This window comes from Conexibacter stalactiti (assembly GCF_033542075.1).
In the GTDB taxonomy this organism is placed as follows: domain Bacteria; phylum Actinomycetota; class Thermoleophilia; order Solirubrobacterales; family Solirubrobacteraceae; genus Conexibacter; species Conexibacter stalactiti.
This window is the reverse complement of record NZ_JAWSTH010000073.1, coordinates 1-13,517: the sequence shown is the minus strand read 5'-3', so window position 1 is coordinate 13,517 and position 13,517 is coordinate 1. Positions and strand designations below refer to the sequence as shown.

12 protein-coding genes are annotated in these 13,517 nt (G+C 71.8%); 6 read left to right on the top strand and 6 right to left on the bottom strand.

Features of this window, described 5'->3' with window-relative positions; genetic code table 11:
* Nucleotides 1-35: 35 nt before the first annotated feature.
* Together R7226_RS22090 and R7226_RS22085 are read left to right on the top strand one after the other, a co-directional pair.
* A complete protein-coding gene (locus R7226_RS22090; RefSeq protein ID WP_318599488.1) occupies nucleotides 36-830 on the top strand; it encodes a hypothetical protein in 795 nt (264 codons plus the stop codon).
* 50 nt (nucleotides 831-880) lie between these two features.
* Nucleotides 881-1,306: a hypothetical protein gene (locus tag R7226_RS22085; protein ID WP_318599487.1), complete on the top strand. Its 426-nt coding sequence runs from the start codon at nucleotides 881-883 to the stop codon at nucleotides 1,304-1,306.
* Between the two features lie 54 nt (nucleotides 1,307-1,360).
* On the opposite strand, the gene R7226_RS22080 is transcribed toward R7226_RS22085, so the two are convergent.
* Both R7226_RS22080 and R7226_RS22075 read right to left on the bottom strand, forming a co-directional pair.
* Nucleotides 1,361-2,026, bottom strand: a complete 666-nt coding sequence (locus R7226_RS22080; protein ID WP_318599486.1) for a response regulator transcription factor — start codon at nucleotides 2,024-2,026, stop codon at nucleotides 1,361-1,363.
* Nucleotides 2,023-3,087, bottom strand: coding sequence for a sensor histidine kinase (locus tag R7226_RS22075; RefSeq protein WP_318599485.1), 1,065 nt, complete (start codon nucleotides 3,085-3,087; stop codon nucleotides 2,023-2,025). Before R7226_RS22075 ends, R7226_RS22080 begins: the two co-directional genes overlap by 4 nt.
* 168 nt (nucleotides 3,088-3,255) lie before the next feature.
* On the opposite strand from R7226_RS22075, the gene R7226_RS22070 reads away from it, so the two are divergent.
* The 4 genes from R7226_RS22070 to R7226_RS22055 all read left to right on the top strand — a co-directional run bounded on the left by R7226_RS22070 (nucleotide 3,256) and on the right by R7226_RS22055 (nucleotide 10,403).
* Nucleotides 3,256-5,445: an MMPL family transporter gene (locus R7226_RS22070; protein WP_318599484.1), complete on the top strand. Its 2,190-nt coding sequence runs from the start codon at nucleotides 3,256-3,258 to the stop codon at nucleotides 5,443-5,445.
* A 139-nt stretch (nucleotides 5,446-5,584) separates the two neighbouring features.
* Nucleotides 5,585-7,954 (top strand): arylsulfatase, encoded by a 2,370-nt coding sequence (locus tag R7226_RS22065; protein WP_318599483.1) that lies wholly within the window; start codon nucleotides 5,585-5,587, stop codon nucleotides 7,952-7,954.
* Between the two features lie 205 nt (nucleotides 7,955-8,159).
* Nucleotides 8,160-9,266 carry a GGDEF domain-containing protein gene (locus tag R7226_RS22060; protein WP_318599482.1) on the top strand — a complete coding sequence of 369 codons (1,107 nt, stop codon included), beginning with the start codon at nucleotides 8,160-8,162 and terminating at the stop codon, nucleotides 9,264-9,266.
* A gap of 150 nt (nucleotides 9,267-9,416) precedes the next feature.
* Complete coding sequence (locus R7226_RS22055) at nucleotides 9,417-10,403, top strand: YihY/virulence factor BrkB family protein (protein ID WP_318599481.1); 987 nt, start codon at nucleotides 9,417-9,419, stop codon at nucleotides 10,401-10,403.
* A gap of 29 nt (nucleotides 10,404-10,432) precedes the next feature.
* On the opposite strand, the gene R7226_RS22050 is transcribed toward R7226_RS22055, so the two are convergent.
* The 4 genes from R7226_RS22050 to R7226_RS22035 all read right to left on the bottom strand — a co-directional run.
* A complete protein-coding gene (locus R7226_RS22050; RefSeq protein ID WP_318599480.1) occupies nucleotides 10,433-11,311 on the bottom strand; it encodes a MetQ/NlpA family ABC transporter substrate-binding protein in 879 nt (292 codons plus the stop codon).
* 22 nt (nucleotides 11,312-11,333) lie between these two features.
* Nucleotides 11,334-11,987, bottom strand: a complete 654-nt coding sequence (locus tag R7226_RS22045; protein ID WP_318599479.1) for a methionine ABC transporter permease — start codon at nucleotides 11,985-11,987, stop codon at nucleotides 11,334-11,336.
* On the bottom strand, nucleotides 11,984-13,027 hold the full coding sequence (locus tag R7226_RS22040) for a methionine ABC transporter ATP-binding protein (protein ID WP_318599478.1): 1,044 nt from the start codon (nucleotides 13,025-13,027) through the stop codon (nucleotides 11,984-11,986). The genes R7226_RS22045 and R7226_RS22040 overlap by 4 nt, the downstream gene beginning before the upstream one ends.
* Nucleotides 13,028-13,116: 89 nt before the next feature.
* Nucleotides 13,117-13,517, bottom strand: a 401-nt coding sequence (locus R7226_RS22035; protein ID WP_318599477.1) for an ATP-binding cassette domain-containing protein, incomplete at its 5' end; no start/stop codon positions are given.

The window sequence follows — 13,517 nt, the reverse complement described above, 5'->3', positions numbered from 1 at the left end:
GGCGACCGGGATCGCGAGCGCCGATAGTCGCCACCATGCTTCTCACGTCACGCATCGCGGTCCCGCGGCACCTGCCGCCGGTCGTGGCGGCGCTCGTCGCCGCGACGATCCTCTCGCCCTCCGCGTCAGCCGCCCCACGCCAGACGACGTACGAGGTGACGTTCGAGGCCGAGATGGTCGAGCGCTGGAGATTCGACGAGCGCCAGTCGAAGGACTGCGGCGCCGACGACGGCGTCGGCCGCTGCGACCGCCATGCCGTCGGGCAGGGCAGCGCGCGCATCGCTCTGCGCACGCCGCGCCCGCAGCGCGTGAGCGTGACGACGGGCATCGGCGGCATGCAGCCGATGATCGTCTCCTCGATCGACCGCGGCATCCCGCTGAAGGGATCTCACCGACGCGGCGGCACGTTCACGGACACCTACTCCGGCGCGTGGGACGCGGCCAACCCCGACCACGTCGCTGCGGCGAACGGCTGCGGGGTCCACACCGTGACGACTGACGTCTCGCTGAGCTGGAGCGGTCGCAACGCGCTCAGACCCATGCTCCTGATCGACGACCTGCCCGACTGCCCGGCCGGCCCGTACGACGGCTTCTCCTACGACGGCTCGCCGGCCGTCGGCGAGGTCCCAGCCAGCGTGAGCGAGCGCAAGTTCGGGCGCGTCAAGCAGTTCCGCTTCACGGGGACGAAGGCGTGGAGAGGCACCGTCGACCCGATCGACCGCACCACTCCCGACGACACCTACGTCCGCTCCGGCGCGAGCGAGATCCGCTGGTCGTGGGAGGCCACCTTCCGGATCGTCAAGCCTGCGCAGCACCGCCGCGGACGCTGAGCGAGCGCCGCGAGACAGGCGACCGGCCGCGCGCGCTAGGTTGCGAGTCCATGAACCGCCGTCTTCTCACCGTCGCCCTGAGCGCCGTCGCGCTCGCCGTCCTGACCTCGTCCGCCGCCGCGCGCCCGCCGGCCGGTGACTGGACCTTCCTGCGCAAGGACGCCTTCCGCCACTACGCCTGCAAGGTCGCCGACCGCTCCCAGAGCGGCGCCTGGCGGATCCGCACCGCGACCTTCATCAACGGCAGAGACGACGCGCGCCACCACAGAATCGGCGCCTACGCCGCGCTCGCCCGCGGCAGCAACCGCAACCTCGTCGCCAGCCGCGACGACGCGCAGTGGCGCGGCGCCTACATCCAGCTGACGCTGCGCGGCGCACGCGCCGAGGACCGCCTCTGGGTGCAGGGCAGCTACTACGGCCCGGCCGAACCGTGGAGCGACGGCGTCCGCGTCGCCGCGATCACGCGCTGCGCGTAGGAGTCCGCCAGCGACGCATAGCGCGCTCACCGCGCACCGGGCCGGCGCGCCGCGCTACTCCTCCTGCGTCGTCCCCGGCACGACGAGGCCGGTCTCGTAGGCGAAGATCACGGCCTGGACGCGGTTGGCGAGGCCGAGCTTGGCGAGCAGGCGGCGGACGTGGCCCTTGACCGTGCTCTCCTCCAGGTGGAGGCGGGCCGCGATCGCGGCGTTGCTGTTGCCGGCGGACAGCTCGAGCAGCACGTCGTGCTCGCGCGGCGTCAGCTCGGCCAGGCGCGGGTCGCCGGCACGGGCGGGCGCGTTGGCGACGAACCGGCCCAGCAGCCGGCGGGTGACCTCCGGGGAGATCAGCGCGTCACCGCGGGCGACGGCGTGGACGGCCTCGACGATCCGCTCGCGCGGCGAGTCCTTCACGAGGAAGCCGACCGCCCCGGCGCGCAGCGCCTCGATCACGTACTCGTCGAGGTCGAAGGTGGTGATCACGATCACCTGGACGCCGTCAACGTCGCGCAGCCGTCGCGTCGCCTCCAGGCCGTCCATGCGCGGCATGCGGATGTCCATCAGGACGATGTCCGGTCTGCGCCGCTCGACTTGACCGAGCGCGTCGAGCCCGTCGATCGCCTCGCCGATCACCTCGATGCCCTCTCCGCTCTCGAGGATCATGCGCAGCCCCTGGCGCGAGATCGCCTGGTCGTCGGCGACGACGACGCGAACGCTCATCGGCGGCGCTCCAGCGGCAGCGTCGCGCGCACCGCCCAGCCGCCCCCGCCCCCAGCCCCTCCCCCGCCCTGCGGCCCGACGGCCAGCTCCCCGCCGACGATCGCGACGCGCTCGCGCATCCCCTCGATCCCGCTGCCCGCTCGCACCGGCCCGGCGCCGCTCCCGTCGTCGAGCACCGCGAGCCGCAGCGCCGTCGCGCCGTAGTCGACGACGACCCGCACAGCGCGCGCGCCGGCATGGCGCGCGACGTTGGTCAGCGACTCCTGGATCACCCGGAAGGCGCACATCTCGACCGTCTCCGACAGCTCGCGCGGCTCCCCCTCGACGCGCAGGTCGACGTCGATGCCGGCGGCGCGCGCGGGCGCGAACAGGTCCTCGACGTGCGCGAGCCGCGGGGACGGGACGAGCGCGGCTCCCTCGGAGGTCTGCCGCAGGACGCCGAGCGCCCGTCTCGTCTGCCCGAGCGCCTCGGTCGTCAGGCCGTGGATGAGGTCGAAGGAGGCGCGTGCCTCCAGATCCGCGGTCCGGCCGCCGGCGCCCGACGCCTGCAGCGAGATCGCGCTGAGGTGGTGGCCGGTGATGTCGTGCACGTCGCGCGCGATCCGCAGCCGCTCCTCGGCGACCGCGCGCCCGATGTCGCGGTCGCGCAGCTCCTCGACGCGCCGCGCCAGCTCGTTCGCGTCGCGTGCGCGAATCCGCTCGGCGCGCAGCTGCTCGCCGATCAGCGCGGGCAGCATGCCGATCGCGAACCCGCTGATCGGGGCGATCAGCCCGTCGGCGTCGGCGGTCAGGAACGCGAGGAAGGCGAGGACGGCGCCGGAGAAGACGCCGAGCGTGCGGGTCAGGCGCACACCGGCGCGACTGGTCGCCAGTCCCACGAGGCCGAGCGCGAGAACGATCAGCGGCCCCGTGACCGGAGAGTCGAGGATGTTGCCGAGCAGCGCGCTCAACAGCGCGACGACCGCCCCGACGGCCGGCCAGCCCTGCCGCGACCGCCAGCGCGAAAGACCGAGCCGGCCCGCAGCAGGGCTGCTGTGCTCGGCGGAGCGGTCGGACGGCATGGTCGACAGCTTAGGCCGCGGCCGCGCGGGCGCCAGCTCCGAAAGGAGCGAATCGGCTGCGCCCGTGGTGTGCAGTCGGTCGCGCCCACGGGCGCTCGGCAGGACGGCGCCCGGGCCGCACCGTGGAGGAGCACCGCTTCATCCACGCTCGCAAAGGACGACCTCTCCATGACATCTGTGCTCAACCGACTCGGCCGCGCCGCCTTCCGCCGGCGCCGCCTCGTGCTCGCGGTCTGGCTCGCGCTGTTCGCCGCGACGCTCGTCGGCGCGATGACGCTGAGCGGTACGACCGACGACACCTTCTCGATCCCCGGGACCGAGTCGCAGCAGGCGATCGACCTGCTGCAGGAGCGGCTTCCCGCGGCCAACGGCGCCGAGGGCCGGATCGTCTTCGCCGCTCCTGAGGGCGAGGCGTTGACCGGCGCCCGCAGAGCGGCCGTGGAGGAGGCGATCGCGGACGTCGCCAGAGCGCCCGGGGTGCAGAGCGCGAGCAACCCCTTCAACGGCGGCCTCGTCTCCAGAGACGGCCGCATCGCGCTCGCGCAGGTCAGCTTCGACGAACCCGTCGACAAGCTCGAGGAGGGTTCGCGCGAGGCGGTCAACCATGCGGCGGAGCGCGCCGCGGCAGCCGGTGTCCAGGTCGAGTTCGGCGGCGACGCCGTGGTCGAGGCGAGCGAGTCCGGCATCTTCGAGCTCCTCGGCATCGGCGTCGCCGCGCTCGTGCTCGCGATCACCTTCGGGTCGCTCGTCGCCGCCGGCCTGCCGCTGCTGACGGCGCTCATCGGCGTCGGCATCGGGCTCACCGGCATCATCACGATGACCGGCTTCATCGACCTGAGCTCCGAGGTGTCGACGCTGGCGCTGATGCTCGGTCTCGCGGTCGGGATCGACTACGCGCTCTTCATCATCTCCCGCCACCGAACGCAGCTGTTCGAGGGGATGGACCCGGAGGAGTCAGCCGGCCGCGCAGTCGGGACCGCCGGCAGCGCCGTCCTCTTCGCCGGCTCGACCGTCGTGATCGCGCTCGCCGCGTTGAGCATCACCGGCATCCCCTTCGTGACCGCGATGGGCCTCGGCGCCGCCGCCACCGTCGTGATCGCGGTGCTGATCGCGATCACGCTCGTGCCGGCGATGCTCGGCTTCGCCGGCCGCCGTCTGGCGAAGGGCAAGAACTTCGACACCGGCCCACGCGCTGCCACGTCGACGCTCGGCTCGCGCTGGGTCGGGCTCGTGACACGCCGACGTGTGCCGGCGGCGGTGCTCACCGTGTTGGCGCTCGGAGCGTGCGCGATCCCCGTCCTCGACATGCGGCTCGGGATGGGAGACGACTCGACCGCCGCCCCCGGGGACACCAATCGCAAGGCCTACGACCTGCTGGCGGACGGCTTCGGCCCCGGCTTCAACGGGCCGCTGATGATCGTCGTCGACGGCGGCGACGGCGGCGACGGCGGCGACGGCGGCAGCCAGGTCAGAGCCGCCGCCGAGGCGGTCGCCGGCGAGCTGCGGCTCCACGAGGACGTCGCCAGCGTCGACAGCCCGGAGCTCAACAGGGCCGGCGACACCGCGATCCTCTCGCTGATCCCGAAGAGCGGCCCTTCCACCGCGCAGACGAAGGAGCTGGTCCAGAACATCCGTGACCGCGCGCCCGCGCTCGAGCGCGAGGTCGGCGCCGAGGTGCTCGTGACCGGTCAGACCGCCGTCAACATCGACGTCTCCGACAGACTGAGCGGCGCACTCGTCCCCTTCCTGCTCGTCATCGTCGGCCTCGCGTTCGTCCTGTTGACGATCGCGTTCCGCTCGATCCTCGTCCCGCTGACCGCGATCGGCGGTTTCCTGCTGACGATCGGCGCCACCTTCGGCGCGACCGTCGCCGTCTTCCAGCGGGGCTTCGCCGCCGACCTGATCGGCGTCGAGCAGACGGCGCCGATCATCTCGCTGATGCCGATCATCATCATCGGCATCCTCTTCGGACTGGCGATGGACTACCAGGTCTTCCTCGTCTCACGCATGCGCGAGGAGCATGTCCACGGCGCCGGGCCGACGCGGTCGATCACCGAGGGCTTCCGCCACGGCGCCCGCGTCGTCACCGCCGCCGCGCTGATCATGGGCGCCGTCTTCTCCGGCTTCATCCTCGAGGACGACGCGACGATCAAGTCGATCGGCTTCGCACTCGCGTTCGGCATCCTGATCGACGCCTTCGTCGTGCGGATGACGCTCATCCCCGCCGTGATGACCGTGCTCGGCGAACGCGCCTGGTGGCTGCCGCGCTGGCTCGGGCGGATCCTCCCCCGCGTCGACATCGAGGGCGCCGCGCTCGAACGGTCCGTCGACCCGCAGCCGGCGGCGTCGTCACGCTGACGGCGGCACGCCCTGCGGCGAAGCACCGGAAGGTCGAGCGTCGGTGCGCCTGGTCCCGGATCGATCAGGTCCCCGCTCGCGCGGACGTGAGAAGGTCGGGAGGGCCTTGTCCGCCAAACCGCAGAGGAGCGCAGCGATCATGCCTTCGCCTTCCAAGCCGGACGTCGCGCGCAGCGTGCTGCCGATCCCCGACCAGCCGCGCATCGGGCTGACGACCTACGACGCCAAGGACCCGGACACCGCCTTCCCGCCGATCGCGCCGCTGCGGCCGCCTGAGGGAGCGCCGAACGTGCTGGTCGTGCTGCTCGACGACGCCGGGTTCGGCTCTTCGAGCGCGTTCGGAGGACCGTGCCGCACGCCGACGTTCGAGTCGCTCGCAGGGCAGGGGCTGAAGTTCAACCGCTTCCACACGACCGCGCTGTGCTCGCCGACGCGGCAGGCGCTGCTGACCGGCCGCAACCACCACGCGGTCGGCATGGGCGGCATCACCGAGATGGCGACGTCCGCGCCGGGCTACAACTCGATCCGTCCGGACGCGGCCGCGCCGCTGGCCGAGACGATGAAGCTCAACGGGTACAGCACGGCGCAGCTGGGCAAGTGCCATGAGGTGCCGGTGTGGGAGACGAGCCCGCTCGGTCCGTACAAGCAGTGGCCGCTTGGCAGCGGCTTCGAGTACTTCTACGGCTTCGTCGGCGCCGAGACGAACCAGTGGTATCCGGCACTCTACGACGGCGTCACGCCGATCGAGCCGGCGAGAACGCCGCAGCAGGGCTACCACCTGACTGAGGACCTCGCCGACAAGGCGATCACGTGGATCGGTCAGCAGAAGTCGATGATGCCCGACAAGCCGTTCTTCATGTACTTCGCGCCGGGCGCGACGCATGCGCCCCACCACGCGCCGCAGGAGTGGATCGACAGAAACAAGGGTCGCTTCGACGCGGGCTGGGACGCGATCCGCGAGCAGACGATCGCGCGCCAGAAGGAGCTCGGCGTGATCCCCGCCGACGCCGAGCTGACCGTTCGTCCCGACGAGATCTCCGCCTGGGCCGACCTGCCGGACGAGGTCAAGCCGGTGCTCGCGCGGCAGATGGAGGTCTACGCCGGCTTCCTGGAGCACACCGATCACCAGATCGGCCGGATCGTCGACACGCTCGAAGACCTCGGGATCCTCGAGGACACGCTGATCTACGTGATCGTCGGCGACAACGGCGCCAGCGCCGAGGGCACGCCGACCGGCACCTTCAACGAGATCATCTCGCTCAACGGCGCGGCTGAGCTGGAGACGACGGAGTTCATGGCGGCGCACATCGACGGCTTCGGGACACCGGAGGCGTACAACCACTACGCGGTCGGCTGGGCGCACGCGATGGACACCCCGTACCAGTGGACCAAGCAGGTCGCCTCGCACTTCGGCGGCACCCGCAACGGCGCGATCGTGCACTGGCCCAGAGGCTTCGCGGCACGCGGCGAGATCCGCACCCAGTTCCATCACGTCATCGACGTCGCCGCGACCGTCCTCGACGCCGCGGGCCTGCCAGAGCCGACGTTCGTCAACGGCATCCAGCAGATGCCGCTGCACGGCGTCAGCATGGCCTACGCCTTCGACGCGCCGGACGCGCCCGAGGCGCGCGAGACGCAGTACTTCGAGATGTTCTGCAACCGCGGGATCTACCACAAGGGCTGGACCGCGGTCACTCGCCACAGCGTGCCGTGGCAGTTCTCCGAGCAGCTGCCCGCGCTCGACGATGACGTCTGGGAGCTGTACGACACCGCCACCGACTGGACGCAGGCGCACGACATCGCCGCCGAGCATCCGGAGAAGCTCGCCGAGCTTCAGCGCCTGTGGCTGATCGAGGCGGTCAAGTACAACGTGCTGCCGCTCGACGACCGCCGGATCGAGCGGTTCAACTCCGACCTCGCCGGCCGCCCGGTCCTCGTCAAGGGCACCTCGCAGGTCCTCTACGGCGGGATGGGACGCCTCAGCGAGAACTCGGTCATCAACCTCAAGAACAAGTCCCACGCGGTGACCGCCGAGATCGTCGTCCCCGACGACGGCGGACGGGGCGTGATCATCGCCCAGGGCGGCGCCTTCGCCGGCTGGTCGCTCTACCTGCACGACGGCAGACCCAAGTACTGCCACAACCTCGCCGGGCTGCGCCGCTTCCACGTCGAGGCCGACAGCGCCGTCCCCGCCGGCCAGCACCAGGTGCGGATGGAGTTCGACTACGACGGCGGCGGCCTCGCCAGAGGCGGCCTCGTGACGCTCTACGTCGACGGCGCGAAGATCGGCGAAGGCCGCGTCGAGGCGACCGTGCCGATGATCTACTCCGGCGACGAGACCTGCGACGTCGGCTACGACTCCGGCACCCCCGTCAGCGACGACTACACCAGTGCCGACTCCCACTTCAACGGCAGCGTCAGATGGGTGCAGCTCGACCCTGCCCTCGACGACTTCGACCACCTCATCACGCCTGAGGAGCGCTACCGGGTCGCGATGGCGATCCAATAGCCGGCGGAACCGCCGGAAGGTCAGCGCGTCCGACACGACGCGTTGAGCACTCCAGATAGGAGTAACGTGAACGTTGCGCTGAACCCGCGGGCAGGACGCCAGCCACACGTCCGCAGCACATCGACGCGTCTCCCCCTGACGCCGAGACGAGGAACGTGGGGCGATGACCGAGACCCGCGGGACGGCCGCTTCGGCAAGGAGCCAGATGCCTGATCCTCAGCGGTCGGCGGCGGATGTGCTGGCGCGAGAGCGCGAGGAACGTGCGCTTCGCGAGACCGACCAGACGCTCGCCGATCTCGACCAGACGCAGTCCGATTCCGACCAGCAGGACGCGGAGGCCGACCAGGCCGTGTCCGATCGCGACCAAGAGCTGTCGGACAGCGACCAGCACGCGTCCGACCGCGACCAGATGGCCGCCGACTGGGAGGAGGCGCACATACCGGCGTCGGACGCCGCCGGCGAGGCTCACGACCGGTCGCGCATCGATCGCGACCTCGGGACGGGTGAGCGCAACCGCACGACGATCGCCCGCGCCCGCAACACGACGGCGCGAGCGGTGACCGCGGCGCGACGGGACGAGCTGGCTCACTTGCGCGACATCGCCTCTGACAGGCGGGACCGAATCGCGCAGGCTCGCGACGACGCCGCCGACGGACGCGATCGTGCCGCCGAGGAGCGCGAGCGCCGCCTCAGCGACGCCGAGCTGCCGAGCGCGCTCTTGCGCGACCTCCGCGAACTGCGCCAGCAGGGCGCGGCGCTCCGGCACCAGTCCGCGCTGGAACGGCTGCGGGCCGCGGCTGACCGCGAAGCTGCCGCCGATGACCGGCGACACGCCGCGCGCGAGCGCGACCACGCCGGAACCGACGAGCTGACCGGCGTGCTGCGGCGCGGTGCGGGCGAAACCGCCCTCGCGCAGGAGATCGAGCGCGCGCGCCGCGGCGGCCACGAGCTGACGCTCGTGATCGTCGACGTCGACGAGCTCAAGGCGCTCAACGACGCACACGGCCACCCCGCCGGGGACGCGCTCCTGCGCGACGTCGCCGCAGCGATCTCCACCGCGCTTCGGCCCTACGACGTGGTCGCCCGCTGGGGCGGCGACGAGTTCGTCTTCGCGCTGCCGGACACGCCCCTCGCCGACGTCCTCCGGCGAGTCGCGGCGATCCAACGCGCGCTCGTCCAGCGACCGACCGCCGCGTCGATCTGCGCCGGGCACGCGCAGCTGCAGCCGGAGGACACGCTCGAGACGCTCATCGACCGCGCCGACGCGGGGCTCTACATCGCCAAGCGCAGACGCATCGAACCGCCGGACTGACGTTCCGAGAACAGCGCGGCGGCACGCCGCACGGCGTCCGCACACGGACCGCTCCGCGCTCCGACCGGAACCTGGTCAGCCGGAGCGGGTAGCTCTCGGACCCCGCCGCCACGACGCCCCCGGTCCGCGGCTTTCCGAAGGAGCTCCCCCATGGGAACTGGCGACGTCCCCCACCACCGCGGCGTCGGCCGCCGCGCCGACTACGCGCCGACCGGCACCGACACCGGAACCGGGTTGTTCGCGACGCTCAAGCGCACCGTGCGCGAGTACAGCGAGGACAACATGAGCGACTGGGCGGCAGCGCTCACCTATTACGGGCTGCTGTCGCTCTTCCCCGCCCTGATCGCGCTCGTCTCGATCCTCGGCCTGTTCGGCGATCCGCAGTCGACGACGAGATCGCTGACCGACATCGTCACGAGACTGGGGCCCAGCTCGGCCTCCGACACGTTCGCCGGTCCGATCAGATCGATCACCTCCAACAGAGGGGCCGCCGGCGTCCTCTTCTTCGTCGGGCTCGGCACCGCGATCTGGTCGGCGTCGGGCTACATCGGCGCGTTCACGCGCGCCGCGAACATCATCTACGAGACGCCCGAGGGACGGCCGTTCTGGAAGCTCAGACCGCTCCAGCTGCTCGTCACGCTCGCGATGGTCGTGCTGCTGGCGCTGGTGGCGCTGGCGCTCGTGATGACCGGCCCCGTCGTCGACACCGTCGCGGACGCGATCGGGATCGGCTCGACGGCGGTCACTGTCTGGGAGATCGCGAAATGGCCGGTGCTGCTCGCCGTCGTCGTGCTGATGTTCGCCGTGCTCTACCACGTCAGCCCGAACGTGAAGCTGCCCGGTTTCAAGTGGGTGACGCCCGGGGCGCTGCTCGCGATCGTCGTGTGGCTGGTCGCCTCGGCGCTGTTCGCCTTCTACGTCGCCAACTTCGGCTCCTACGACAAGACCTACGGCACGCTCGGCGGCATCGTCGTGCTGCTCGTCTGGTTCTGGATCACGAACGTGGCGCTGCTGCTCGGGATGGAGCTGAACTCCGAGCGCGAGCGCAGCCGCGAGCTGGACGCCGGCGTGCCGGGCGCCGAGAAGGAGCTGCAACTCGACGCCCGTGACGAGCCGAAGCGCAGAAGAACGACCTGATCCCCCCTGCCGCCGGCTCCCCGCACTCGTTACGCCGCCGGGATCACGGCACCTCTGTACTGCTGCTCGATGAACTGTCTGACCTCGGGCGAGCGCAGCAGTCTCGCCAGCTCGACGATGCGGGGATCGCTCTCCAGCTCCGGGGTCGTGACGAGCAGGTTGACGTTCGGGTTGCCCTCAGCTCTCTCCAGCACCAGCGCGTCCTCGGCCGGCGACAGTCTCGCCTCGAGCGCGTAGTTGCCGTTGATGACGGCGAGGTCGGCGTCGTCGAGCGCGCGCGGCGTCTGCGCCGCCTCGACCTCGGTGAACTCGAGGTCCTTCGGGTTGTCGGCGATGTCGCGCGGGGTCGCGGTCTCGCTCGCGGGGTCCTCCAGTCTGATGATCCCGTTGGCGTCGAGCAGGCGCAGCGCGCGCGCCTCGTTGGCGGCGTCGTTGGGGATCGCGACCTGCGCGCCGTCGGGGATCTCCTCGACCGATCTGATGTCGTTGCTGTAGAGGCCGAGCGGCTCGATGTGCACGTCGGCGACCGAGACGAAGTCGAAGCCGCGTGCCTCCGACTGGTCTCTCAGGTAGCCCGGCGTCTGGAAGTAGTTGGCGTCGAGCTGCCCCTCCTCCAGCGCCGTGTTCGGCACGACGTAGTCGGTGAACTCCTGGATGTCGAGTCTCAGGCCCGCTCTCTCGGCGAGGTTGTCCTGCACGAATCTCAAGATCTCGACGTGCGGCACGGGCGTCGCGCCGACGCGCAGCGGCTCATCGCTGAGCGCGGCGCCGCCGCCGGTCGTGTCGGTCTGCGCCGCGGCCGGCGCGGTCGAGGCCGCGGTGTCGCCGTCGTCGTCGCTGTCGCCGCACGCCGCGAGACCGAGCGCGAGGGCGAGGAAGACGAGCGGGAGCAGCAGGATGCGTCTCATCGGTGGGTCCTTTGGTCGTGGGTCACGTGTGCGAGAGGCGACGTGAGAGGACGTCGCCGACAAGCTGGATCAGTTGGACGAGCACGACGAGCACGACGACGGTCGCGATCGTCACGTCGGTCTCGTAGCGCTGGTAGCCGTAGCGGATCGCCACGTCGCCGAGGCCGCCGCCGCCGACGGCGCCGGCCATCGCCGAGTAGCCGAGCACGCCGATCGTCGTGATCGTCGCGCCGGCGACCAGCGACGGCAGCGCCTCCGGCACCAGCACCTTCGTGACGACCTGGCGGTCGCTGGCGCCGGCCGACTGCGCCGCCTCGACGAGGCCGGCGGGAACCTCGCGCAGCGAGCTCTCGACGATGCGGGCGAAGAACGGGATCGTCGCGACCGTCAGCGGCACGATCGCCGCGGTCGTGCCGATCGTCGTGCCGACGACGGCGCGCGTGAACGGGATCAGCGCGACGAGCAGGATGATGAACGGGACCGAGCGGCCGACGTTGACGATCAGGCCGAGCAGGCGGTTGACGATCGGCTGCTGCAGGGGCGCGCCGCGCGCGGTCAGCAGCAGCAGGACGCCGACGAGCAGGCCGAGCGGGATCGTGATCGCCATCGCGACGCCGACCATCCGCAGCGTCTCCAGCGTCGCCTCCCAGATCAGGTCGACGGTCTCGTCGCTCATGCGGTCTCCAGCTCCAGCTCGGTCTCCGGCTCATGCGGATGGGCGCCGGCCGCGGTCAGCGCGGCGCGATCGGCGGCGCGCTGCTCGACCGGGCCGCGCAGCGCGACGCGCAGCCGCGCGACCGGCTCGCCCCCGACCGGCTCGTATGCCGCCGCCAACAGCTCGACGGCGACGCCCCTGGCGCGCAGCGGATCGTCGGCGTCATCGCGCGCCATCACGCGGCGCGCCTGCTCGCCGACGAAGACGAGGTCGAGCACCTCCGCGCCGTGCTCTCCACCGTCCGGCAGCGCCGGCAGCAGCAAGCGCCCGAGCGGCGAGGCCGGGCGGGCGGCGGCGTCGGCGAGCGTGCCGCCGTCGACGACGCGCCCCTCGCGCAGCAGCACGGCGGCGTCGCACATCCGCTTGACGACCGCGAGCTGATGGGTGACGAGCACGATCGTCAGCCCGAGCCGTCTGTTGAGGTCGCTGAGCAGGTCGAGCACCGAGCCGGCCGTCTGCTCGTCGAGCGCCGAGGTCGCCTCGTCGGACAGCAGCACGGTCGGCTCGGCCGCGAGCGCGCGGGCGATCCCGACGCGCTGCTTCTGCCCGCCGGAGAGCTGCGCCGGGTGCGCGTCGGCGTGGTCGGAGAGGCCGACGAGGTCGAGCAGCTTGAGCGCCCGCTCGCGCCGCTGCTTGCGCGAGATCCCGACGATCTCCAGCGGCAGCGCGACGTTCTGCAACGCGCTGCGCGAGTTGAGCAGGTTGAACTGCTGGAAGACCATGCCGATTCTGCGCCGCTGGGCGCGCAGCGCCGAGCGGCTGAGCGCGGTGATGTCGACGCCGTCGACCTCGACCGCGCCGGTCGTCGGGCGCTCCAGCCCGTTGAGGCAGCGGATCAGCGTCGACTTGCCCGCGCCGCTGGTGCCGAGCACGCCGAAGACCTGGCCGCGCGCGACGGCGAGGTCGACGCCGTCGAGCGCGACGACGTCGGTGCTGCCGCGGCGGAAGACCTTCCGCAGGGCGGTCGTGCGCAGGGCGATGTCGGGGGAGTCGGTCGGCATGGGGTCGGGCGCGAGCGGCGAGTCTGGAGATATATCCAAATTTCGATCGCCTTTAACCGTTATAGCAACCGGTGTTTCGGCCATCGCGATCAGCCCAGCTCGTCGGCGTCGGCGTGGGCGCGCAGGCGGGCGTAGGCGCCGCCGGCCGCGAGCAGCTCTCTCGGCGGGCCGTCGTCGACGATCCGGCCCTCCTCGACGACGACGATCCGGTCGAGCCGCTCGGCCGTGCTGGCGCGGTGGGCGACGACGATCGTCGTGCGGCCGCGGCTGGCCGCGTCGATCATCCGCTCCAGCGTCGCCGCGGTCGCGGGGTCGACGTTCGCCGTCGCCTCGTCGAGCACCAGCACGGCGGGATCGAGCAACAGCGCCCGCGCCAGTGAGACGACCTGGCGCTGGCCGGCGGAGAGGGCGGGCGCCGGGGTCGAGGTCGGCGCCAGGGCGGCGGCTGGCGCGGCGGGCGCGGCCGGCGCGCGCAGCAGCGCCCGCGCCG